Genomic DNA, 23,654 nt, shown 5'->3' with positions numbered 1-23,654 from the left:
TGGGGAGAGCATATAACCCAATGCTACCATTTATCCATAAAATGATAAGCAGGAATGTCTTAAAGTCTGGCATTCATACCAAATAATATCCGGCAGAACATCCGCCACTACCCTTCTGCCATATAACTCGCCACCGGAGGACAAGTGCATACCAGGTTCCTATCACCAAAAGCATTATTAACTCTACTTACACTGGGCCAGATTTTTGTCTCACGAAGGTAGTCCAGTGGAAAAGCTGCTTTGGACCTGGAGTAGGCATGTGACCACTCATCACTGGCCACGTGCTGGCAGGTATGGGGTGCATTCTTGAGGACATTGTCCGTAGGATGGGCTTCGCCTCCGGCGATCTCATCGATCTCGACTTTGATCTGCAGCATGGCATCGCAAAACTTATCTAATTCGGCTTTGTTTTCTGACTCCGTAGGCTCTACCATGATGGTGCCTGCTACGGGAAAAGAGACAGTAGGTGCATGAAAACCATAATCCATCAATCTTTTTGAAACATCCTCCGCTGAGATGCCAACGCCTTTGAATGGTCTGAGATCCAAAATAAACTCATGGGCGGCACGGCCTTTGACGCCACTGTAAAGCACCTGGAATTGATTTTGAAGCCTGGCTTTCATATAATTGGCATTCAATATAGCATGTCGGGTGGCCTGGACGAGACCGGAATGACCCAGCATAGCAATATATCCATAAGAGATCAGTAATATGCTGGCACTGCCCCAAGGAGCGCTACTCACAGCATGGATCGCTTGAGAATGATGCAGATCTACCAAAGCATGACCCGGTAAGAAAGGTGCCAATTTGTCATTGACACAGATAGGCCCCATACCCGGTCCTCCTCCTCCATGCGGGATGGCAAAAGTCTTGTGCAGATTAAGGTGACATACATCGGCATTGATCAATCCCGGACTGGTCAGCCCGACCTGGGCATTCATATTGGCGCCATCCATGTAGACCAGTCCTCCCCGGTCATGGATGATCTGACATATTTCTTTAATCTGAGTCTCGAATACCCCGTGTGTGGATGGGTAGGTGACCATCAGACAGGACAGATCATCCCGATGCAAATCGGCCTGCCGGACCAGATCTTCAAGATCAATATTGCCTTTCTCATCTGTCCTGGTGACGACTACTTTCATACCGGCCATAACGGCGCTGGCAGGATTGGTACCATGGGCAGACTCTGGTATAAGGGCGATTTTTCTATTTGGTTGATGTCGGGCAGCATGATAAGCCGCTATCGTGAGTAAGCCTGCATATTCACCCTGTGCACCACTATTGGGCTGTAAAGAACAAGCCGCCATACCAGTAATAGTACACAACCATTTTTCAAGGAGATCGAAAATATACTTGTACCCAAGCGCCTGATCTGCAGGAACAAAAGGATGTATATTGGCAAATGCCTCCCAGGATACCGGCAGGAGCTCGGAGACCGCATTGAGCTTCATCGTACAAGAACCCAGGGAGATCATAGAGTGGACCAGAGAGATATCTTTGTTTTCGAGGCTTTTAATATATCGCATCAAAGCAGTTTCAGACCGGTGCCTGTGAAATACCGGATGGGTCAAATAAGCAGAAGTCCTTTTAAGGTGATGGGGAATATTGTCATCCAAAAGATGGTTGGAATCACTGATGCCAAAAATGTCTGCGATGCTTTTGAAGTCATCCTCCGATACCGTTTCGTCCAGGGATATCTGAATGTGTCCTCCAGAGTAATAAAAATTGACGCCTTTGTCCAAAGCCTTTTGCCTGATCAAGGTTGTCTGATCGGCATCTGCCATCAGGGTGACTGTGTCAAAAAACGATTGATGCACTACCTGGTATCCAGCCTGTTGCAGGTCATAAGCCAGGCGCTTGGCAAAGGCATGTACTTTTCCGGCGATGGCCCTGAGTCCGTCCGGGCCATTGTAGACCGCATACATTCCACTCATGATGGCCAGGAGGGCTTGAGCTGTGCAGATATTGCTGGTGGCTTTTTCGCGTTTGATATGCTGTTCACGAGTTTGAAGTGCCATGCGTAGAGCCGGCTGATTGTATTGGTCTATACTGAGGCCGATGATCCGACCGGGTATGTTTCGCTTAAAATCTTCTTTGCAGGATAGAAAAGCTGCGTGCGGACCGCCATAACCCATGGGCACACCAAAACGCTGCGCATTACCAACCACTACATCTGCACCCCATTCGCCAGGAGGTGTCAGTAAGGTCAGGGCTAATAAATCGGAGGCCACACATACATATATATTATGACTGTGTGCAGCATCACATATGGCAGCATAGTTTTCTACTTTCCCCTCGCTGTCCGGATATTGCAGCAGGACTCCAAATAAAGCAGTGTCATTGTAATCTAACTGATCTACCGGCGCGATAATCAGATCTATACCCAAGGCATGCGCCCGGGTTTTCAACACATCTATCGTCTGGATATATACCTTATCGCTAACAAAAAACTTGTGTTTATGATCGCCGTCAGATTTATTGGCCAGGTTGTAGAAGAGGATCATGGCTTCTGCAGCAGCAGTACCTTCATCCAGGAGGGAGGCATTGGCGATCGGCAGACTGGTGAGGTCGGCTACCATAGTCTGAAAATTGAGCAAGGCTTCTAAGCGGCCTTGGGCGATCTCAGCCTGATAAGGGGTATACTGGGTGTACCAACCCGGATTTTGGAAGATATTGCGCAGAATGGGCGAAGGAGTAAATGTCCCGTAATACCCCTGGCCGATATAAGACCTAAAAGTCTTGTTTTTGCGGGAAATCGAACTGATATGTCTCAGATATGCCTGCTCGTCCATCGCTTCAGGGATGTCCAGGGCACCATGCATCCGGATACTGTCAGGAATGGTCTCGTCTATCAATTGGTCCAGGCTGGCCGCTCCGATGACTTCTAACATTTGACTTACGGCAGCAGCATCATTGCCCAGGTGTCTTGATTCAAACTGATGAGGATGGGACATACTATCGATTTAATGATTTCGGATGCAAAAGTACGAAGATGGGTGATGGGAAACCGTATGAATATATTTTTTTTATATCTGTTTTATTTCGATACAATGAGCATCGGAAGACCCGGGCAGGCCACTCAGTGTTGGCCTAATCTGCAAATCCTACATTCGTAAAAAGGAATATAGATACAAAAAAGGGGCAACAACTGAATGCGACCCTCTTTTTTTTGCCTATTGAATGGGAGATAATTTTATTTTATGCCGAAAGCTTTTTTAATGTCTTTGACTTTGTCGAGTTTTTCCCAGGTAAATAGTTCGACTTTCATTTTTTTAGTTTTTCCATCGGGAGATTTGAAAGTTTTTTCGACAATCTGAGGTTTGCGGCCCATATGTCCATAGGACGCAGTCTCACTATAGATGGGATTACGCAGCTTGAGCCGCTTTTCTATCGCATAAGGACGCATATCAAATAAAGTGGAAACTTTGTCTGCGATATCACCGTCTGACATATCCACGTGCGCTGTACCATATGTGTTGACATAAAGACCCATAGGTTGGGCGACACCGATGGCATAGGATACTTGTACCAGGACTTCGTCGCAAACACCTGCAGCCACCAAATTTTTGGCGATATGGCGGGTAGCATAAGCAGCAGATCGATCTACTTTGGAAGGATCTTTGCCCGAAAAAGCACCTCCTCCATGGGCACCTTTACCCCCATAAGTATCGACAATGATTTTTCGACCTGTCAATCCGGTATCTCCATGAGGTCCACCGATCACAAATTTGCCGGTTGGATTGATATGATAGTGAATCTTATTGGTAAATAGCTTTTGAATCTCAGGAGTCATTTTTTTCTTCAACCTGGGAACCAGGATTTCGGTCATATCCTTGTAGATCTTTTTGCTCATTTCCTCATCTGTGCCGAAATCATCGTGCTGTGTGGAGATGACGATAGCGTCGATGCGTATCGGTTTATTTTGATCATTATACTCAATAGTGACCTGGCTTTTGGCATCCGGACGGAGGTACTTCATCTGTTTGTTTTCTCTCCTGAGGGCAGCGAGTTCGATCAATAAATTATGAGCGAGATACAAAGGCAGAGGCATATAATCTTCAGTCTCCCTACTGGCATATCCAAACATCATGCCCTGGTCACCGGCTCCCTGGTCTTCGCGGTCCTTTTTATCGACCCCACGGTTGATATCTGCTGATTGCTCGTGGATGGCTGAAAAAATGCCACAAGAATTGGCTTCAAACATGTATTCACTCTTGGTGTATCCAATTTTCCGGATCACTTCACGAGCTATCTCCTGCACATCAAGATAGGTTTTGGACTTGACCTCACCGGCCAGAACCACCTGGCCTGTAGTGACTAAAGTTTCACAAGCTACTTTAGAATCTGCGTCGAAAGCCAAAAAATGATCTATCAGTGCATCTGAGATTTGGTCTGCTACTTTATCAGGATGTCCTTCCGAAACAGACTCAGAAGTAAATAAATAAGGCATAAATTATTTGTTCTAGGTTATTAAAATTTGAAGCCCATCTTTCAATGAGACGGTGCAAATGTATAGATTCTTTTTGGATGATAAAAAAACTTAATATTAGTACTTGTTCGAGGTCGGGCAGCGTTTGATTATATAAGATGATTGATCATACTTTGAGGTGATAAGTAAACACTCGAAACTTGTCTTTTACCTGAATACTTACAATCCTGGCTCGTTTATTTTTTTATTTAATTTAATTGTTAAATAGAGGAAACTCTACCGCACACCGGCTCATTTCACATTTACAAATAACCTGGATATGCCTTCTAAGTAACCCTCTAAATTATCCCCAATCTGTACCTGTCCGACGCCTGCAGGTGTACCTGTGTAGATCAAATCACCTTTGAGCAATTTGAAATATCTGCTGGCGTAGGAGATGATGGTATCGAAATCAAAGATCATGTCACTCGAATACCCAATTTGGACAGTCTGCTGGTTCTTCTTTAATTCAAAATGGATGTTGCTCCGGTCTTTGAGCTGATCGATTGGAATCATTTCTCCCAAAACTGCAGAATAATCAAAGGCTTTGGCAAGTTCCCAGGGATGTCCCTTTTGTTTGGCTCTATCCTGGATATCCCGCGCTGTAAAATCTATACCTAGTCCGATCTTGTCATAATATTTGTGTGCAAACTTCGGATCAATACTTTTACCGTTTTTATTGATCTGAATCACCAATTCCAGTTCGTAGTGAATATTGGAGCTAAAATCTGGGTGATAAAAAGGTCGCTGATTGATCAGAAGAGCGGTAGAAGGTTTCATAAAGAGCATGGGCTCTGTAGGTACCGGATTGTTAAGCTCCTTGGCATGATCGATATAGTTGCGGCCAACACAGATGATTTTCATATATAAGTAAGATTATGGTGGTAAAAATAGGTTGATTTGCTCAAATGGGATGTATCATAAACTCAAATCTCATTGGCTAAGTCCAAGGTCATTATGATCCGGAATATTACACCTATATTTCTCCCGTTTTAAGGTAAAAACACTTATCCTTTTTCAACATTCAATGAATGAGCTGCTGCTTTAATTGACATTGACATAAATTCCTATTAGTATGCAGGTCAATAAAATTAAACTATGTACTTAAAAGAATTAGCCTAATCATTTAAGGATTTTTTTTAGGCAAAAGACTCGCAGAATCATTTAACCAATCTGATGCGAAGGCGGATAATAAATTAACGCCAAGCATCATTTTAAGCCATCTCTGCCAATAAACCTTTCTTTGCCCAACAAAAAATTTATAGCCCTTGTAATATTTCTTTCCAGGGATTGCTCGGTTTTTAACTGAGATAAATAACGTACGATTTCAAGTCTCAATGAAGGCCGAAGGTGGTCAAAAACTGATTGAGCATCAGCATGATGTTTCAAAGCCTCCTTAAACTTTGGAGGTGGCAAAATTTCTCTTTTTACGGGATCATAATCAATGCTGATGTCAATGGTTTCTCCGATTCTTTGCGGTGAATTTTTAAGCATTTTGGTATTGATATACAATCGCCACGCACCTCCAAATCTTACCAAGGTCTGCTTATATTCAACCCCATTGACTGTGCCCAGTATCGGTATATTTCCTTTTACACTGCCTACCCGACTAAAAATATATTGCAAGATTTTATCAGGCACCGGCACATAAGGGTTGACTCCAATAATTTCAATTTTAGCTTTGAAAGATTTCATTGCATAGTCATTTCAGGCATTGTAAGACAAGATGAATTCCCATTCTTAATGCAAAAATTTATTTGATCATAAACAAATAGGTTCCGGATGAAAGACTGATTTTAGCAGGTATTTGTTTGTGATCAAGTATTATTTGCTGACCTGGTGTGAGGTCAAATTCCACAGTAGCTGTGGAATTGGCCGGAATGGTCACCGAATATTTAATGCTGTCGCCCAGTCTCTGCCAGGATGAAAGGATGGTTCCAAAAGGTCCACGGTGACTGGCGGTAAAGTGACTGAGCTGTGACACAAAATGCGGAGACAATAGAATGTTTTTAAAACCGGGGTTCGCTTCATCAGGATGGATGCCACCAAGACCTTTAAAAAACCAGGCTCCAATCTCCCCAAACATCATATGATTTAACGAGATATCCCGGGCTGCCTGAATATTCCAATTTTCATACAAAGTGGTAGCTCCATTTTTAATCCACCAGCCCCAGGAGGGGTAGCTGTCTTGTGCTGCTAAGGCATACGCCGTAGCTGCCTGACCATTATCGCTTAGAGCGTTGAGGATGGCTTTGGCACCTAACACGCCTACATCTAAATGCATACCATCCGACTTAACCCGGGTCGCCAGGTTAGCCGCAACTTTGGATTTTAACTCTGGAGGCACTATACCCCATTGTAAAGCCATGCTCATCTCTGTCTGTAGGCCACTGCCATAGATATTGGTAGCCGAATTAAAATATTTATCGTTGATAGCCTTTTTGATTTTCAGAGCAAGTGCTGTGTAATATTTTTCATCTTCCGAGTTACCAAACAGCCTGGATGATTTGGCAAGGATAGTAGCATCTACATAATAATAGATAGAAGAAGTATACTCCAGAGGAGAAGTAGATTTGACCGGTACCCAATCGCCACGACCAAATGTAGTGAGTCCGGCCGGGCTGATGCTTTCAACATATTTGAGGTATTGTTTGATAGCAAGGTAATTGTCTTGCAACGGCTTTTTGTCCCCATAAAATAAATAAAGATTCCAGGGAATGATGGCAATGGTGGAGGTCCAATCGGTGCCATTGGCAGTACCATATCCCCAGCCACCGGTCGGTATGATATCAGGCAGTACTCCATTGGGCTGTTGCTCATCCCGATGGTCAGCCATCCATTTTTCATAGATAGTGATGCCATCAAAATTAAACAGTCCTGTTTCCACAGCAAAATGTCCATCCCCTGTCCAACCATTTTTCTCACGCTGAGGACAGTCGGTTGGATACCCAAATAAGTTTGACAGATAAGAATTGTTAGTCGCCCACCATAATTTATTGATGATAGGGTTGGAGCAATCTATGCTACCGACCGGAGTCACATCACTGTGCATAAACCAACCGGTCACATCCTCTTTGGTTAAAGCTATAGGTCTGCTACTGCTAATCTCTACATACTGGAAACCCTTATAATTAAACTTTGGCATAAAATCAATGGGCCCCTGGCCGTTTAAGATCACGATGTCTGTACCATAAGGATCACCATCATCAACAGGCCGATAGTATACATCTATATTAGACATATCAACATGATTGTCCTTTTGGAGTCGCTCACCATGTTTAATTCTAACGATGGTGCCTTCTTCACCATTGAGTCTGACTTGTGTCACACCTGCGATATTTTGACCAAGGTCAAATACATAATTGGTATCACTAAATCGGGTCATCGATTGAACAGGAATTTTCAAAACATTTTTAATTGGCGACATGAGTTGACTCACTATATTTTTGGAGGGAGCTGCCCTTAAAATCGTCCTCCTCCAGGCAGTATCCACATAATTCACTGTGTTCCAGCCTGGTATTTCCTTGCGAGCATCATAATGTTCCCCTGTGTAAATACTGTTAAACACCAGCGGGCCAGTATGGGTCTTCCAACTTTGGTCCGAGGTGATGGTCTGAGTGGTACCATCTGTATAAGTGATTTTTATATCCAGGCAGAAGGCTGGCCTTGCTCTCCATGGTGCCCGGTCAAAATTCCATACTGCTAAAGATTGATGATTGTACCACCCATTGCCCAGCAATACGCCAACTGAATTTGGACCCTGTTTGAGTTGAGTGGTGATATCGTAAGTAACATAGAAATTTCGGCGGTCGAAGCGAGTATACATTGGATCAAGACGATGATCGCCTACTTTAGTGCCATTGAGACTTAACTCATACAATCCTGCCGCTGCAATATAGGCTCTGGCTGATTGGATCGCTTTGGTCGTGGTGAATACTTTGCGGAAATAGGGAGCCTCCAAGGTTTGAATATTGTCACCATCACTGATCCAACTCCCCTGCCAGTGGCGCATATCCATCATACCAGTCTCAAATGTCGCAACCCGACCTGCAGCCAAAGGTTTTCCGAGTTGATTCCAAACAAGCACGGTCCAATAATATTTGGTAAAAGGCTTGAGAGCAGAACCTGGCATGGTGACCAAATTGAGGCGCCCTAAAGTTTTCTTTGAATCCCAGGTATTGGCTAATTGATGACTTACGGCTGAGGAGTCTGTACCCACCACTATTCTATAAGCAGACTGGGCTGCGCCTCTTGTGGAATCTTGCAGCATCCACGAAAGCCTTGGATGATCTGTATCTACTCCTATGGGGTTGACCAGGTACTCACATTGCAAAGAGGTTACAGTCTGCCCAAATCCTGAAGCCATTGGTGTGATTAGAATGAGGCCTAAGCTCATGATTTGAAAAATCGCCTTAGCAAGAGAATGTATCATACAGAGATTGTCTAGATTGGATAATATTATGGTTCAAAATAAACAAATTGATGAAACCTAAGGTCCAAGAACTCTTAGGTAATTTTAAACTGTTCAAATGATGCCATGAAATTTCCAGGTACTCAATCCCAGATCCTGTGTAGATTCAGGCAAAAAGCACGACCATCCCCCAATACAAAACTATCTATCTTTTCTTCCTGAGTTGTGGTTTGATATTGACCATCCTCAGACTACCATCAACCCAACAGCCTCTTTGATTTCATCCAGGTTGGCTTTGGCTTGCTTTCGGATGACTACGGAGCTAGCCTTAATCATCTGTTTGTAGTCTTTTTTATTGGCGAGGATCTCTTGCATTTTGTCACGCATGGGATCGCTGAGGGCGACCAGGGCATCAGCTACGACTTCTTTGAGCTCAGAATATTTGAGGGTTTGGGCGGTGTATTGTGATAATAGCTGTTTGGCGGCTTCTTGCTGGCCACAAGCACGGAGCAAGGAAAACAAATTCTCAACACCCTCACTCATTTTGCCTGGATCAGGTGTACCTGTATCTGTCACAGCGGATTTGATTTGTTTTCGGATGACCTCTGCGGGAGCAAATACATTGATATTGTGTTTTTCCCCCAGGCTGGCACTCATCTTACGGGAGGGATCAGCGGTGGACATGACTTTGGGAATCTCTGTAAACAATGCCTCCGGAACAGGAATTAATTCTTTGCCTACGATATTATTGAGCCTGGTGGCGATGTTGCGGGCCAGCTCGAGATGCTGCTCCTGGTCTTTGCCTACCGGCACATATTTAGGTTTATATATTAATATGTCTGCGGCTTGAAGTACAGGATAAGTAAATAGTCCCACTGAAATGAATGCGTCCTTGTCTTTTTCGCTCGCTTGAGAGGTCTTGTCCTTAAACTGGGTCATCCTCTGGGTCTCTCCATAGCTGGCAAAACAATTGAGTATCCAGGCCAATTCAGCATGCTCTGGCACCAGGGATTGAATAAATAGATTGTCAGGATTAATTCCACAAGCTAGTAAGCCAAATATACCATTCCAGGTAGCTTCGCGAAGACCACTGGGTTTATAGGGCATGGTCATTGCATGGTAATCTACAATTCCATAAAAACAATTATAAGTTTGTTGGAGATTCACCCAATTCTGCACGGCCCCAAAATACCTTCCAAAGTGAAGATTGCCTGTAGGCTGCATACAAGAAAGTACACGTGGCCTGGTTGCAGATGAATCGAGTGGAGCCTCCAGCATGTTAACAGACGGCTATCGCAGAGATCTCTACTTGAACATTTTTGGGCAGATTACTCACCTCTACGGTCTCCCTTGCAGGAGCCGTTGCTTCATTAAAATAAGTGGCATACACTGCATTGATCCTGGCAAACTGACTCATATCTCTGATAAAGACAGTGCATTTGACTACGTGCTCAAAGCCAATGCCAGCAGCAGTAAGAATAGCACCAAGGTTGGTTAGTACCTGGTGAGTCTCCTCCTCCAACGTACCGTTTTTGATGCTACCATCATTAGGGTCTATTCCGATCTGACCGGATATATACAAACAACCATTGGCTCTAACAGCCTGGTTATAAGGGCCTATCGGCAATGGAGCCTGGTCCGTCCTGATGATCTCTTTCATCTTCTTTATTCAGCTCCTTTGACCAATACTCTGCCTTTGTAATACAACTCACCTTCATGCCAGTAAGCACGATGTCTTAAAAAAGCTTCACCGGTAGTCTTGCAGATAGACACATTAGGCAGTTCAGCATGATGGTGATTGCGTCTTTTGTTTTTTCTGGATCTGGAGATCCTTGTCTTTGGATTTGGCATGACAAATTATTTATAACTATTAATTCAATTTAATATTTTTAAGGTCTTTCCAAACGGATTCGTCGATGTCAGTCTTCACTTCAAACTCCGTCAATTTCTTCAACATCACTGCATCACACGGTATACCCTGGCAATCATAAACATTCATGAGTGGTTTGCCTAGACAAATCAGCTCAAAAATGACTTTTGAAGCATTCCATTCAGAAGCTTGAGGATCAAGATACAGCACTTCATCAGTATCTTCTCCTTCTTCAAATTTCAAGATCAATTGATCATCATAAGTCACCGGCAGTTCGATCTGCACCAAACACCGGTCACACACACATTCATAGGCACCTTCAATTTGAAAATTGACCACTGCAAGATTTGGCTGTCTATCTAAGGTGATACTGGCCGTGAACCTTCCACGCTCAATAGGCGAATTTTCAAAATGCTTAAAAAAATCAGAGCCTACCTCAAATTGGTAAACATGATTTCCCGGCTTCAAGCCAGTGAGCGGTACAGTATATTCCTTCAATGCTTCCATTAAAAAGACTTTTCCGAATTTTTCGGCCCGCAAAGATAGATTATTTTAATGAATTTTTTAAAAATCAGCTAGGGGAAATTGTCAATACCTGTTTTAAGGCTACCAAGACCTGACTAAGGCGGATAAAATTTTATAATTACCTAAATTTCAATAATTTATATATTAAACAAATTATCTAAATTAACCTTAAGCCACTACTGTTATAGAAAATCTTCCGAAAGCATTATAAGGGCAAATAGATTACCGGGCATACGAATAAAAGAGATTATGTTAGTATCACATAATTGATTTACTGGTTGATTTTACACTTACCTGTTGGTCGATAAATGGCTGATCTCTGTACCGAATGCCCGTAGCCGAATACAAGGCATTGCCAACAGCCCCACTAATTGGAGGGAGCGCTGGTTCACCTAAACCGGTGGGCTCTATGGTGTTTTTAACAAAATGCACATCAACTGCAGGAATTTCAGACATTCTAATCAAGCGGTAACTATCAAAATTACTTTGATCCGGTGCACCCTCATTGAAAGACAATTTGCCAAACATTGCCGTTCCGATACCATCTACAATACTGCCAACGACCTGGTTTCGTGCTCCGCTCTGATTGACCAGGATACCACAGTCCACTGCACAGTAGACTTTTTTAACAACGGGGATACCTTTGACCTTGATTACTTCTGCGACCTGAGCAACATAGGTGGAGTGCGCAAAGTATACACTAAATCCTTTGTATACGCCTTTTTTCTTTTTATACCAATTGGATTTCTCTGCTACCAGATCTATGACAGCTTTAAACCGATCAGGTTCGTATTGGACCTTACCCACCGGATTGGTTTTTGCCTTTTCAACCAGCTCAAGCCTCATTTTGAGTGGATCTTTGCCTGCAGCTTCTGCTACTTCATCAAAAAATATTTGTTCGGCACCGGCCAGGAAATTTGTGATTGGCGCTCTCCAGGGACCTGTAGTAATAGCCGATTTAAAATCAGATGACTCCATAGTGACATGATCGATTGCTCCGACTGGAAAATTATTTTCCCTAACCGGATTGCCACTATTCATCCCGGCTCCTCTCACATGAAAGGCTGTAATATTGCCATTTGCATCCAGGGCCGCTTTAAATTTATATTTACAAGCTGGCCGGTAGATCCCTGCAGTCATATCGTCTTCCCTGGTCCATAACAATTTTATAGGTGCTTTGACCAAGGATGAAAGCTCCGCAGCTTCCAAAGCGTAGTCACTATTTAATCTTCGTCCAAAGCCGCCGCCCATTTTGGTCATTTCCACTGTAATATTCTCCTGTGGAATATTAAGCAACTTGGCTACGCCATTTCTTGCACTCTCCGGGGTTTGGGTTGGGCCTACGAGTTCAGCAGTGTTTTCTTTGACATCGGCGAAGAAATTCATCGGCTCCATGGAATTGTGTGGCACGAAAGGACAAACAAATTCCGCTTCCACGATTTTAGCTGCTGTTTTGAAAGCTGCCTCAGTATCACCTTCTTTTCTCTTCACATCCATTTTGCCATTCGAGATCATATCAGCGAAGATCTTTTCATGCATCTCAGAGCTCTCCAATGCTTTGTCGTTTTGATAGTCAAGCTTCAATGTTTTTCTGGCTTTCATGACTTCCCAGGTAGATTTGCCTACCACAGCCACTTTGTTTCCAAAAGTGACCACCTCTAAGATGCCAGGCATAGCCTTTGCTTCAGCACTGTCCACATTTTTCAGTGTCATACCAAAAGCAGGAGGCCTTACGATCATGGCATGGAGCATACCAGGCCGCTTCACATCAAAACCATAGATTGCCTTGCCAGTGAACACTTCCATATTGTCGACACTTTTTACCCAGGTACCAATGGTATGAAATTGTGAAGGGTCTTTAAGTACAATGTCTTTGGAGGGGGTCAATTTAGATGCTGTGACAGCCAAAGAACCATAATGCATCGACCGATTGGTCGCTTTATGCCAGACAAAACCCTGGGTGGTAGATAACTGATCCATAGGCACACTCCATTGAGCTGCAGCGGCTTGCATCAGTACATTTCTTGCGGTGGCCCCAGCCTCACGAAGACGCTTCCAGGAATGAGGAGTACTTCTACTTCCTCCTGCCACTTGTCGTTCAAACCGTTTGGTGTCCAAGGGAGCTTGCTCCACTTTTATTTTGGACCAGTCCATATCCAGTTCTTCTGCGACGATCATTGGAAAAGAAGTCTTGATACCCTGTCCTACTTCAGGGTTAGGAGAGTATATGGTCACGCTGCCATCAGGGTGAATAGAGAGATATGAATTAAAATTGATCAGATCAGGATCATCGGTGGCTTTGATATTGCCAGATGACCCTTTGCTGAAAAGATTGAAACTGATAAATAAACCACCGGTCGCGAGGGTGGATGCTTTCAAAAACTGCCTTCGGCTGGTTGATTTTATAATTGAAGTTGCCATTGATCTTTATTGTTTATTCGATAATTAAAAAAGAATAACTATTATTTCATGTTGCGGGAAGCTGTCTTCACTGCATCTAAAATTCGATGGTAAGTGCCACACCGGCAGATATGACCATCCATCGCCTCTATGATCTTTTTATCAGAAGGCTTGGGGGTTTTACTCAATAATGCAGCAGCTGTCATGATCTGACCTGCCTGGCAATACCCACATTGAGGTACATCTATATCATCCCAAGCTTTTTGCACCGGGTGATCACCATTGGCTGACAATCCTTCAATGGTAATGATCTTCGCATTGCTCAATACCGATACAGGTAATACGCAAGATCGGCTGGCTACCCCATTAATATGTACGGTGCATGCCCCGCACTTGGCGATGCCACATCCATATTTAGTTCCGGTCAGATCCAGATGATCTCTCAATACCCAAAGTAGTGGAGTATCTTCAGCTACATCGACGGAATACTTTTGTCCGTTGATATCTAATTTATACATTGCCATGTTAAAATAATTTAAAATTATGTTTTATAAAGATACAATATCTGGCAACTCCAATGTTTGTATAGTAAAAAATACCTCCTTTTTAACAATCAATCATTTATAACGCTGCAAATTATTAATCCAAAATAACACTATACATTCATGGGTCCAACATTTGGATCCAGCTATTCTAAGGCACTTGTTTAATCTGATTGATGCTGATGAAAGGCTAAATTCAAGGATTGAATAATTGGCACCATTTAGTTATTTGATTCTAACCCGTTTGATTTTCACCTTTGGCGATGACATAATGTAGAACTATATTTGCAGCTATGCTAATATCGATGACGGGATTTGGGAGAGCTGGTGGGGTCGTAAGAGATCATCAAATCAAAGTTGAAATTAAGTCTGTCAATAGCAAGTTTTCAGAATATCGGTTTCGGCTTCCACCTTTTCTCAAGGACAAAGAATTTGAAATCCGTAAACTGCTGAGCACCTCCATCGACAGAGGTAAGATTGATTTTTTTATCGAGCAGTCCAATGGCGAGGTCAATGAGGTTCAGATCAATCGGGCCCTTTTCATCAAATATGCTGCGACACTGAAGGAACTGGCAATCGTGACTGATCTCAAAGAAGAAGGTCTGATCGCTTCGATCTTGAATCTACCAGAAGTAGTTGAATCACCTGCGGTTACCATTGAAGAAGATGATTGGGCATCTACCGAGAGCATCATACAAAAAGCAATAGAAGAATTTAATGCATTCAGACTCCACGAAGGCAAAATACTGGCTCAAGTAATCAAACAGAATGTGGTTATGATAAAGCAGTATCTGGAGCAAATCACCCCCTTTGAAAATGTGAGAATAAGCCAATTAAAACAAAGACTGCTCAAGACCCTCGACGAATATAGCAATAGACCTGAATATGATGCCAACCGATTTGAGCAAGAGCTCTTATATTATCTTGAGAAAATGGATTTTACCGAGGAAAGGGTAAGGTTGGACAAACATTGCAATTTTTTTCTGGAAAAACTGGACCTGCCGGTAAGTAATGGAAGAGAACTGAATTTCATCAGCCAGGAGATGGGGCGGGAGATCAATACACTTGGATCGAAAGCTCAGGATCACAATATTCAGCACCTGGTAGTTGCGATGAAAGATGAATTGGAAAAGATTAAGGAACAATTGGCAAATGTGGTCTAATCTATGGGCAAACTGGTCATCATCACAGCACCGTCCGGTTCTGGCAAAAGCACTATAGTCAATCACTTACTCGATACCATACCCTCCCTGTCCTTTTCAGTATCTGCGACTACCAGACCACGAAGGCCTCATGAAATCGAAGCAAAAGATTACTATTATATCGATGTGAAAAAATTTAAACAGTATATCCATCAACGCCGGTTTGTAGAGTGGGAGGAAGTATACCCGGGTCAATTTTATGGGACTTTAAAATCCGAACTGCAAAGACTTTGGGATCAAAAAAAGACCATTGTGTTCGATATTGATGTTATCGGAGCTTCTGATTTGAAACGCTTTTTTCCTAAAAAATCTCTTGCATTATTTATCAAACCGCCCTCTATCGAAGTACTGCGACAAAGACTGATCTCCAGGCAAACTGAATCACCGGATAAAATCGATATGAGAGTCCAAAGGGCTACCATGGAAATGGAATACCAGGACCGTTTTGACGCCGTGGTGCTCAACGACGACCTTGAACAAGCTAAGAGAGATGCCGGTAGTATTGTAAAAAAATTTATCTTAGGCCAGTGAGTGAAACGAATTCAAATACCCCACATTGTATTACCAACGGCATCGCCGTCGAGGTGATTGTAGAATTTCAGGCAAAATTCTCTATACCTTTTTCTGATCAAAACGTTTTCACTTACTATATCAGGATCCACAATTCGAATCAATATACTGTGCAATTGCTTCGTCGACATTGGTGGATCTGGGAGAGTAATGGCACCAACAGGCAAGTCAAAGGTGAAGGTGTCATCGGAGAACAACCTGTCTTAGCTCCCGGCAATACCCATCAATATCAATCTTTCTGTCCGATCGCTTCATCCATGGGTAAAATGAGTGGATCCTATCAATTGATCCGATTGGATACCAACGAACTCTTTGAAATTAAAATTCCAGAGTTTCACCTGATTGTGCCTGAAATGCAAAATTGATTAGCGTTTTATTATTTTTTTACAAGGTTTATCCAAAATTATTTCTTCGTCAAAATAACTTCATACATCTGGTTATTTACACTGGAAGGATTGACATCATTGGAGCTCGGGGATGGAGATTGTATACCACCATACAAATACCCGATAATCGTGGTCAGATTGCCTTTTATTTTAGCATAATCAATAGTACCATCTGAAAAAGAAAAATCTGGATTGGCCAAAAAAATGGCATTGGCCCCCAGCAAAGCCGGAAGCTCCGGGCTACCCGGAGGAATTTGTACTCGCTGAGCCATATTTCCCTGAACATATTGCATCTGCGTAATGGTTTTTACAAAAGGAAGCAGAGCCCCATCATCCCCATCTTCCCAATAAGCCGAATCCACGTGATATTGAAATCTCCCAATGCCTCCCATCAAAGCCACTGTAGTTTTATCGGTTGCCTGATCATAGATGACAACCCGAGCACAATTGTACTGACTGGTAAGCTGATGTAAAGTATCTATCCTGTAGGAAGTGGATAGTCCTGCCGGAGTGATGTATATTGGCTGATCAAACCCATTGCCCGCAGCCGTAAAAACACCACCAAAGGTAGCAAAAAAACTACCCGATTTTTGCGGAATCACAACTACGTTTAAATCTCTGCGGTGTAATTCGCTATTTCGAATGCTCGCAGTATCAGCCAATTTTCCACCAATGACCTTAAATACTCTAATCGCTTCAGTATAATTGCCAGTTTTGTTTAAGGTGTATGCTCCGATATAATTTTGTCCAAACATCAAATAGAAAGTCCCGGCTTGCTTTATCAATTCGCCACCAGATACTTGTACAAAAGGCGATTGAATCGTATAAAGTATTGCCTTTTGAGGATCGCCCTGGCTTTCCACCTGACTTATCATCAACGGCACATTGATAGCCAACATTTTATCAAAAGTAAAATCGCTCCTGGAACCAGTTATTTTTGTAGTGCCATAACCCCCAACGATGTATAATGTGTCCTTATCCTGAAAGAACTCCATATTAGACGAAAAAAACTGCAACATGGACTGATCCTTAGGGTTTAGCTTCAATTCAGTTGAAGTCCAGGTACTCATATCCAATACATAGATTGATTTATTGGCCAGTCTGCTATTAAATATAGTGTCCAGACCTGACAGTCCATGGAAACCGGTCTTGCGCCCGCCTATCAATAGTACTTTATTACCGGATCGTGCCCAGGCAGCAGATTGGAGGCCAGGGATAGATGGATTAGGCTCCATCGTGCGAACGCTAATATCAAAGCCCGCATCCAATGACTCGCTAACCACTTCCGTCATAGGTGATGAATCCTGTGGCTTGCTAGTTTCTTTACATGCAAAATGGCTTATCACGCAAATCAGCAACAGCCCGCTTAATGAGAAAGGTATATTTTTCATGTCGTTCTATTTGAGGAGATATTATTGGCCCAAGCTACGATCAATGCTCTCTGGTCAGCACTCAATTCTCTGGACCGGGGCATATAAATAATATTATTCCAATTTTTGAGATCTGTTCGTTCGAGGACCAAACCAGCAATGGTTGGATCATCCCACACAGCCTTATTGAATGGCAATGCTTTCCCCATGATAGGATAGACCACATCATACAACTTAAAAATTTCATTATATATCACTTCAAAATCCGGCGGAGCATACGAAGGATGGTTCTTATCAAGATATCGGCTGTAGTCCGTTGAAGGATGAACACGCATCACTGTAAAATAGCCTGTGTCCATCACTGTATAATTGGCTGGAGAAAAAACAGGCACTTGATTTTTGGGATAAAGTCCATCATATACAAAATAGTATACAGCATTATTGTCAATGCCAAATGGTGCTTGTGAAAAATCTATTACAGCGCCGTCTGCTAACTGCAGCCACACTGTTTTATTTGGCAGGCCTGGTGGATCATTGGCAGCGTCCGGAATAATGTATTGGGCTATGCCTACAGGGATAGGATCGGTGACCCTTGCTCCTTTCTGAAAAATCCTTAACACAAAAGATTCCCTGGTATTGCTAAACACATTAAAGCCTTGTCCAGGTGTATCACCCTGATCAGTATACAAGCCCTTTTGATCACTCGCAAACATATAAGTGGCTTCCTCCAATGCCAATATTGAATAACCCTGCGGTGTCGTCAAGGTTGCTTTTAAAAAATTTTTATGGACGCGATTAGAAATGTTTTGATCAGAAATAATAAAATCAAAAATCGCCCCTTTTTTATATACTTCAAGCCTGGGATTGGCCAAAGGATCGATGTCAATAGTCGCTATCGCTAAACTTGCATCTTCTACAGTACCCAGCGTCAGTTTGCCAAGAACTGCTGTTTCAAAAGTAGCATTCTCAGGCATGGGAGGTTGAAAGATAGGAGGCACTTGAGAATAAGCGGGTGAAATAGCTTCGGGCCAACTGTTGCCCATGTCCAGCGATAGTACAGATACGCCTGTCCCAATAGATTTGATTGAACAGATAGCCGGAGTCATGCTTACAGGTACGGGATTATTTGCTCCTGCACCCAGGTTTTGAAAAATAGGCTGCGCATTGAGAGAGATCAGGTTTCTGCCAATATTGCTTGAAATGAAGTCTCCATCATACCACGGAGTAATACTACCTACGGTATAGCCTCTTGCGGGATTGCTCTGAGTGCCCTTCTCTTTATAATAGTTTTGATCGTATCTGTTTTCAAACACACTTTGAATGGTAAATGAAATAAATAAACCTTTTAAAGGTCTGCCATCATAGGCAATGTATTTATTAAAAAATTGCACCACCGGAGAATTTTGTCCTGCAGGAATTTGATCAAGTGGAAGAGCTGAACAAAACCTGGCGGAGCCGCCCATGGCAGGCCACCAGTTGACGGTGCGCCATGCGCTGTAAATAGACGCAGAGAATTTGAAGGGAGTGCCCTGGAGGTATACCTCAGCAGGATTAGCCGAATTGTATAAATTTAAGTTGCTGCAGAATATACTCGCATAACATGATTGATTGGATACAGTCTCGACCATCAGAGCCGTCGTCTTGCCTGAGCCTGGTGTAGCATCAAAATCAAATTTTGCTGATAACAAGGGTGCCACTTCCGGAGGAATATAGGATGACTTATCATCATAAAGCGTGATGACCGTTCCATCAAATGTTTGCACACCAGTGACTTCTGTATTACTAAGGGTCACCCCCATATCTCCCCACATGTTCCAATATCCAGGACACAGACCTACGATGGGGCCCAGGGCCGATGTAACAGACTGATAATAAGGCAGATAAGCAGCATCTGCTTCACCCTGACCGAGTGGAGTCATGCACCAGCTTTGTAAGGAAGGTATATCATTGATGGGTTCAATCTCTATATAAAATGGTTGACTATGATTTTGAGGATCAGTGTAGATCGTAGGAGCAAAGCTTGAATTAATCTTAGTGATATCCGCCTGGCTATCATAGTATATCCTCGGGGGTAAGAAGGCCTGCGAATGGGTCGCATCATACATGGTGAGCGGATAATAGACTGCATTGTTGATCGTCGGTACATTGACATCTACCCTACCGTTAAAATTAATTCGTGGAAAATCAAAAAGTGCCATTGGTAAGTTTTTATCTGGGTTTAATTTAAAATAAGGAAAGTGTCTTCTAGTGAATCGGCGTATGGAAGTGTTTCTTTTTATCAACAAAATACATGTCGATCGAGCCAATATTTTTAGCATCTATTTTGCCCCGGTGAGTACATTCAAAGTGTCCTTTAATTCTATGATAGGTCGACTCAGAGATATTGATTTTACCAGCCACGCCTAAGGACTCCATGCGGCTGGCTATATTGACTGTATCGCCCCAAATGTCATAAGCAAATTTTTTCACGCCGACTATTCCTGCGACCACTTGCCCAGTGTTGACCCCTATCCTGATATTGAATGGTTTTCTGCCCTCGGAAATTTTCGTTTGATTTAATTTGCTAATAAAGTCCAACATCTCAAAAGCTGCATTGACTACATCATCAGGATTGGAGTGATTGGGTTTGGGCACCCCACCCACAGCCATGTAGGCATCACCTATCGTTTTGATCTTCTCGATACCGTATTTCTCCACAATCATATCAAACTCTGTAAAACATTCATTGATTTCATTGACCAACTCATCGGGGCTCAAAGTACTGGCGATGGAACTAAAATCTTTGATATCGACAAATAAAACTGTGGCTTCACTGATCAACTTTGCGTCCGAAGTGCCTGTCGCTTTAAGCTCTTCAGCTGTTTCAGCAGGAAGAATATTGAGTAGCAGCTCTTCACTACGTGCTCTTGCATTTTCAGCTTCATTCTTTTGTTTTACAACTTCTGCAGTACGGGTCACTACTTTTTGCTCCAGTTCTTTATTGGCTCTCAGCTGAATCTTTTCGTTTTCTTCGAGTTGATATATAATCTGGGATTGTTTTTCTTCATTCTCCTTTTTTAGAAAATTGATTCGATCAGCCAAAGCAAACGACAGCAGCAATACTTCGGTCATATGTCCTATAAAAATACTATGGGTGGTGAAAAAATTACTGGGGAATACATTATTGATCGTTAGGATATAGAGTATAGCCAACAATAAAAACAAAGTCCAGGCAAATAAAAAATACCTCGCATTGCTGATTTTATTGCGATATGCCATGACTCCAAGGGTGATGAAATAAACACAGATGACCAAACTGAATAACTGAGCCAATCCGTTTACCAATCCGTAAGGCAATAAAAAATCGAGAATAAACAATAATCCAAACATGCCGGCAAGGAATATTCCGAAATAATATTGCCATTTAAATGACTTTTTATTAATGCCTAAAAATCTAAAGGCAAATGCCGTGATACAAATATTGGTAAAGCAAAGAATGGATACAACATGTTTATTCAAAGAGGGCAAATCAGGCCATAGATATTTGAAATCAAATCCTTGTAAACCCAGGTAAAACAACGATGCACCCAGGATATATAAAATGTAATACAGATAGGTCTTTTCCCTGACAGAAAAATAAATAAACAGATTGTACAAAAAAGCAAATACCATAATGCCGACATACAAGCCCCAAAACAAGTTGTGTTGCTGGACTCTGCCTACGTATTCATTTTTAGAGGCAATACTAATCGGCAATAAAAAAGGAAAACCGGTATATGCTCTGATATAATAGGTAGTAGGCGCATCTTTATTACTTTGCAAACTAAACAACCAATCTTCAATTTTAATAGGTCTTTTTGTAAATGCTGTATTAAATCCTCCTTTAAATAATTGGTTAAACTTTGCATCCTCTACTTGATAAACTTCCAATTCCTCTAGCATAGGTGCTTCTATCTGCAGAAAATAGGATTGGTCCGTTCTATTCGTCACTTGAAAACGAATCCAGACAGGATGTTCCTGATGTCCCAGATTGAGTACATCTGTCTCACAGGGTATAAAGGTTTTGGAAGATACCTCGTCGACTGTCACAGAGTGACTTTCATCTACATAAAAACTGATATTTTTGCCGATCAATTTGTCTTCACCGATGCTTAAAACGACTGGACTTTGAGCAATGGATAAGTGCCACCCGAGTGCAATAAAAATATATATAAGTTTAAATGGCTTCATATTGAATAGGACTTTGGGTAATAAGGTTTTGTCGAGAAATGGACTGGTAAGGTCCAATGGATTGAGGATAATTAAAGGCATTGGCCGGATCATATTTTTGTTTCACTGACAACAGTTGGTCATAAAAATTTCCCCAATAAGCCCATTTCCAATTCTGTTGATCCCTATTCGGATAGTTTTGGTAAGAATGCCCATTACTGTATCGCTGCATAAATGTCATAAATGCATTGAGCCATATCTCGTTTTCCTTTTGATCCTTGGTCTGGTCATCGAAAAAAGCGTCGCAGAAAAAATCCATTTTTGCTGTACGATGTATGAATGCATTATATCCGGGAGATACCTGATTTATTTTACCACCATAACACTCCATGTCTACCATCGTATATTGATTGGGCGCAGTCAGAAAGTACTGGAGGATATCGCTCCAATTGGCTATACTAAGAGATCGCTCAATAATCGTACTTCTGGAGTAAGCCTTGATGCCTTCAGGCAAATCCGGTGTACCCTCTAACACCCGGGCATTGACATCCGAGTATTTGCCCTGGATTTTAAAAACCACTTGAGCACCAGGTACATCCAGCAAAGGAGCCAAGGCCATGTCGAAGCCTGCTTCATCTCCAATCCAGACTGCACAGAAAAATACTTTCTTTTTGCCATCAGTGTCTGTGGCCAATATAGTTTCAATTCCAAGATTGGCAAAAGCATTGTCTGTCAAATACTGTTCTTGAATGGTATAGAGCGCCTGGGCAGCGTCGCCTGGGCTCGGATCTATATTCCAGGTGATCTTTATTCCCCAAATAAATCCGAGTGGCACCAGTTGATATTTTATATTGAGTAAAATGCCAAAATTTCCACCTGTACCTCCCCTGACTGCCCAAAATAAGTCACTGTTTAAATTTTGGTTGGCTTTTACTATCCTGCCATCAGCCAACATGACCATGACTTCGAGCACACAATCGCAATTCATGCCAAATGCCCTCGATGTCAGCCCATAACCACCACCCTGCATATAGCCCGCGACACAAACCGTAGGGCATCCGCCACCCGGCATATGCAATCCATATTGCTCTAAAATGGGAAAAATGTCCCCGAAAGCTGCACCCGCATCGACTGTCAAAGTTTGTGATGTAACATCGACATGGACATGTTTCATCATACTCATATCGATGACCATGCCGTCACAGACTGAATATCCTGCCAGGCTATGTCCTCCCGATCTGATCGTAAACTGGAGACCATTGTCTTGCGCAATTTTAAGACACTCCCTGAGATCATCAAAGCACACGGCATATACTATTACAACAGGACAGGCTGGGTATACATCATTAAAATCTTTTCGATCTTGCTCATAGTCTGGATTCCAGGGAAATACCAGTTTCCCCGTGATGGATTGTTCCAGGCTTATTAGCTGGTCGATCGACAAGGGGCTATCTGTAGGCAAGCTTTGGCTTAATCTCCCAGATTCCAGGTCCTTAATCGATATGGATTTTGCTATTTGGTTTTTGGTTTTTCTATACTTCATAATTGGTATAAGGATGGTTGACAATGAGATTTATTAAGTCGGTTGTACCATATGATTGATTCTTATATAAGTGCTTTTTAAGGATAAAATTCCATAAAGCTTAACATTTGCAATAATCAAATATAATTAATTCAATCACAAACACTATAAGATGTGGTATTTATCTGTTCAGATTA

The 23,654-nt window shown here is 42.4% G+C and carries 18 protein-coding genes; 3 read left to right on the top strand and 15 right to left on the bottom strand.

Annotated elements, in window-relative coordinates; all coding sequences use genetic code 11:
- Nucleotides 1–107 precede the first annotated feature (107 nt).
- From gcvP to IPJ09_01310, 11 genes are all read right to left on the bottom strand, one after another.
- A complete protein-coding gene (gcvP, locus tag IPJ09_01360) occupies nucleotides 108–2,957 on the bottom strand; it encodes an aminomethyl-transferring glycine dehydrogenase (GenBank protein MBK7370099.1) in 2,850 nt (949 codons plus the stop codon).
- 239 nt (nucleotides 2,958–3,196) lie between these two features.
- Nucleotides 3,197–4,453, bottom strand: a complete 1,257-nt coding sequence (locus IPJ09_01355; protein MBK7370098.1) for a methionine adenosyltransferase — start codon at nucleotides 4,451–4,453, stop codon at nucleotides 3,197–3,199.
- A gap of 270 nt (nucleotides 4,454–4,723) precedes the next feature.
- Nucleotides 4,724–5,335 carry a fumarylacetoacetate hydrolase family protein gene (locus IPJ09_01350; protein ID MBK7370097.1) on the bottom strand — a complete coding sequence of 204 codons (612 nt, stop codon included), beginning with the start codon at nucleotides 5,333–5,335 and terminating at the stop codon, nucleotides 4,724–4,726.
- 345 nt (nucleotides 5,336–5,680) lie between these two features.
- Complete coding sequence (locus IPJ09_01345; protein ID MBK7370096.1) at nucleotides 5,681–6,166, bottom strand: YdeI/OmpD-associated family protein; 486 nt, start codon at nucleotides 6,164–6,166, stop codon at nucleotides 5,681–5,683.
- 58 nt (nucleotides 6,167–6,224) lie between these two features.
- Nucleotides 6,225–8,867, bottom strand: a complete 2,643-nt coding sequence (locus IPJ09_01340) for a family 78 glycoside hydrolase catalytic domain (GenBank protein MBK7370095.1) — start codon at nucleotides 8,865–8,867, stop codon at nucleotides 6,225–6,227.
- A 261-nt stretch (nucleotides 8,868–9,128) separates the two neighbouring features.
- Entirely contained in the window at nucleotides 9,129–10,160 is a 1,032-nt protein-coding gene (trpS, locus tag IPJ09_01335) for a tryptophan--tRNA ligase (GenBank protein MBK7370094.1), read from the bottom strand.
- A gap of 1 nt (nucleotide 10,161) precedes the next feature.
- Nucleotides 10,162–10,542, bottom strand: coding sequence for a RidA family protein (locus tag IPJ09_01330; GenBank protein MBK7370093.1), 381 nt, complete (start codon nucleotides 10,540–10,542; stop codon nucleotides 10,162–10,164).
- A gap of 5 nt (nucleotides 10,543–10,547) precedes the next feature.
- Nucleotides 10,548–10,733, bottom strand: coding sequence for a 50S ribosomal protein L32 (gene rpmF / locus IPJ09_01325; protein MBK7370092.1), 186 nt, complete (start codon nucleotides 10,731–10,733; stop codon nucleotides 10,548–10,550).
- 19 nt (nucleotides 10,734–10,752) lie between these two features.
- Entirely contained in the window at nucleotides 10,753–11,259 is a 507-nt protein-coding gene (locus tag IPJ09_01320; protein ID MBK7370091.1) for a DUF177 domain-containing protein, read from the bottom strand.
- Nucleotides 11,260–11,535: 276 nt separating this feature from the next.
- Nucleotides 11,536–13,698: a xanthine dehydrogenase family protein molybdopterin-binding subunit gene (locus IPJ09_01315; protein ID MBK7370090.1), complete on the bottom strand. Its 2,163-nt coding sequence runs from the start codon at nucleotides 13,696–13,698 to the stop codon at nucleotides 11,536–11,538.
- Nucleotides 13,699–13,739: 41 nt separating this feature from the next.
- Nucleotides 13,740–14,195 (bottom strand): (2Fe-2S)-binding protein, encoded by a 456-nt coding sequence (locus tag IPJ09_01310; protein ID MBK7370089.1) that lies wholly within the window; start codon nucleotides 14,193–14,195, stop codon nucleotides 13,740–13,742.
- Nucleotides 14,196–14,512: 317 nt separating this feature from the next.
- Between IPJ09_01310 and IPJ09_01305 the strand changes: the two genes are divergently transcribed.
- Genes IPJ09_01305 through apaG form a run of 3 tightly spaced genes read left to right on the top strand, consistent with a single transcriptional unit; the run spans nucleotide 14,513 to nucleotide 16,356 of the window.
- Nucleotides 14,513–15,382: a YicC family protein gene (locus IPJ09_01305; protein MBK7370088.1), complete on the top strand. Its 870-nt coding sequence runs from the start codon at nucleotides 14,513–14,515 to the stop codon at nucleotides 15,380–15,382.
- Between the two features lie 3 nt (nucleotides 15,383–15,385).
- Nucleotides 15,386–15,952, top strand: coding sequence for a guanylate kinase (gmk, locus tag IPJ09_01300; GenBank protein MBK7370087.1), 567 nt, complete (start codon nucleotides 15,386–15,388; stop codon nucleotides 15,950–15,952).
- A 29-nt stretch (nucleotides 15,953–15,981) separates the two neighbouring features.
- Nucleotides 15,982–16,356: a Co2+/Mg2+ efflux protein ApaG gene (gene apaG / locus IPJ09_01295; GenBank protein ID MBK7370086.1), complete on the top strand. Its 375-nt coding sequence runs from the start codon at nucleotides 15,982–15,984 to the stop codon at nucleotides 16,354–16,356.
- 38 nt (nucleotides 16,357–16,394) lie between these two features.
- Here apaG and IPJ09_01290 read toward each other — a convergent pair whose 3' ends face one another.
- From IPJ09_01290 to IPJ09_01275, 4 genes are read right to left on the bottom strand one after another with little or no spacing between them, the layout of a single operon-like run.
- The gene (locus IPJ09_01290) at nucleotides 16,395–17,768 is read right to left on the bottom strand and encodes a hypothetical protein (GenBank protein ID MBK7370085.1); all 1,374 of its coding nucleotides are present in this window, start codon (nucleotides 17,766–17,768) and stop codon (nucleotides 16,395–16,397) included.
- Nucleotides 17,765–19,945, bottom strand: a complete 2,181-nt coding sequence (locus IPJ09_01285) for a hypothetical protein (GenBank protein ID MBK7370084.1) — start codon at nucleotides 19,943–19,945, stop codon at nucleotides 17,765–17,767. Before IPJ09_01285 ends, IPJ09_01290 begins: the two co-directional genes overlap by 4 nt.
- Before the next feature lie 46 nt (nucleotides 19,946–19,991).
- The gene (locus IPJ09_01280) at nucleotides 19,992–22,037 is read right to left on the bottom strand and encodes a hypothetical protein (protein MBK7370083.1); all 2,046 of its coding nucleotides are present in this window, start codon (nucleotides 22,035–22,037) and stop codon (nucleotides 19,992–19,994) included.
- Complete coding sequence (locus IPJ09_01275) at nucleotides 21,943–23,478, bottom strand: FAD-binding oxidoreductase (GenBank protein MBK7370082.1); 1,536 nt, start codon at nucleotides 23,476–23,478, stop codon at nucleotides 21,943–21,945. Before IPJ09_01275 ends, IPJ09_01280 begins: the two co-directional genes overlap by 95 nt.
- Nucleotides 23,479–23,654 lie beyond the last annotated feature (176 nt).

This window comes from Saprospiraceae bacterium (assembly GCA_016709995.1).
Taxonomy (GTDB): Bacteria; Bacteroidota; Bacteroidia; order Chitinophagales; family Saprospiraceae; genus JADJLQ01.
The sequence above is the reverse complement of the archived record's forward strand: the minus strand, read 5'-3'. Positions and strand labels throughout refer to the sequence as shown.

What these genes read in the sequence shown, in the direction of transcription:
- gcvP (MBK7370099.1), bottom strand. Translation starts at nt 2,957, where the DNA reads ATGTCCCATCCTCATCAGTTTGAATCAAGACACCTGGGCAATGATGCT.
- IPJ09_01355 (MBK7370098.1), bottom strand. Translation starts at nt 4,453, where the DNA reads ATGCCTTATTTATTTACTTCTGAGTCTGTTTCGGAAGGACATCCTGAT.
- IPJ09_01350 (MBK7370097.1), bottom strand. Translation starts at nt 5,335, where the DNA reads ATGAAAATCATCTGTGTTGGCCGCAACTATATCGATCATGCCAAGGAG.
- IPJ09_01345 (MBK7370096.1), bottom strand. Translation starts at nt 6,166, where the DNA reads ATGAAATCTTTCAAAGCTAAAATTGAAATTATTGGAGTCAACCCTTAT.
- IPJ09_01340 (MBK7370095.1), bottom strand. Translation starts at nt 8,867, where the DNA reads ATGAGCTTAGGCCTCATTCTAATCACACCAATGGCTTCAGGATTTGGG.
- trpS (MBK7370094.1), bottom strand. Translation starts at nt 10,160, where the DNA reads ATGCTGGAGGCTCCACTCGATTCATCTGCAACCAGGCCACGTGTACTT.
- IPJ09_01330 (MBK7370093.1), bottom strand. Translation starts at nt 10,542, where the DNA reads ATGAAAGAGATCATCAGGACGGACCAGGCTCCATTGCCGATAGGCCCT.
- rpmF (MBK7370092.1), bottom strand. Translation starts at nt 10,733, where the DNA reads ATGCCAAATCCAAAGACAAGGATCTCCAGATCCAGAAAAAACAAAAGA.
- IPJ09_01320 (MBK7370091.1), bottom strand. Translation starts at nt 11,259, where the DNA reads ATGGAAGCATTGAAGGAATATACTGTACCGCTCACTGGCTTGAAGCCG.
- IPJ09_01315 (MBK7370090.1), bottom strand. Translation starts at nt 13,698, where the DNA reads ATGGCAACTTCAATTATAAAATCAACCAGCCGAAGGCAGTTTTTGAAA.
- IPJ09_01310 (MBK7370089.1), bottom strand. Translation starts at nt 14,195, where the DNA reads ATGTATAAATTAGATATCAACGGACAAAAGTATTCCGTCGATGTAGCT.
- IPJ09_01305 (MBK7370088.1), top strand. Translation starts at nt 14,513, where the DNA reads ATGCTAATATCGATGACGGGATTTGGGAGAGCTGGTGGGGTCGTAAGA.
- gmk (MBK7370087.1), top strand. Translation starts at nt 15,386, where the DNA reads ATGGGCAAACTGGTCATCATCACAGCACCGTCCGGTTCTGGCAAAAGC.
- IPJ09_01290 (MBK7370085.1), bottom strand. Translation starts at nt 17,768, where the DNA reads ATGAAAAATATACCTTTCTCATTAAGCGGGCTGTTGCTGATTTGCGTG.
- IPJ09_01285 (MBK7370084.1), bottom strand. Translation starts at nt 19,945, where the DNA reads ATGGCACTTTTTGATTTTCCACGAATTAATTTTAACGGTAGGGTAGAT.
- IPJ09_01280 (MBK7370083.1), bottom strand. Translation starts at nt 22,037, where the DNA reads ATGCCTTTAATTATCCTCAATCCATTGGACCTTACCAGTCCATTTCTC.
- IPJ09_01275 (MBK7370082.1), bottom strand. Translation starts at nt 23,478, where the DNA reads ATGAAGTATAGAAAAACCAAAAACCAAATAGCAAAATCCATATCGATT.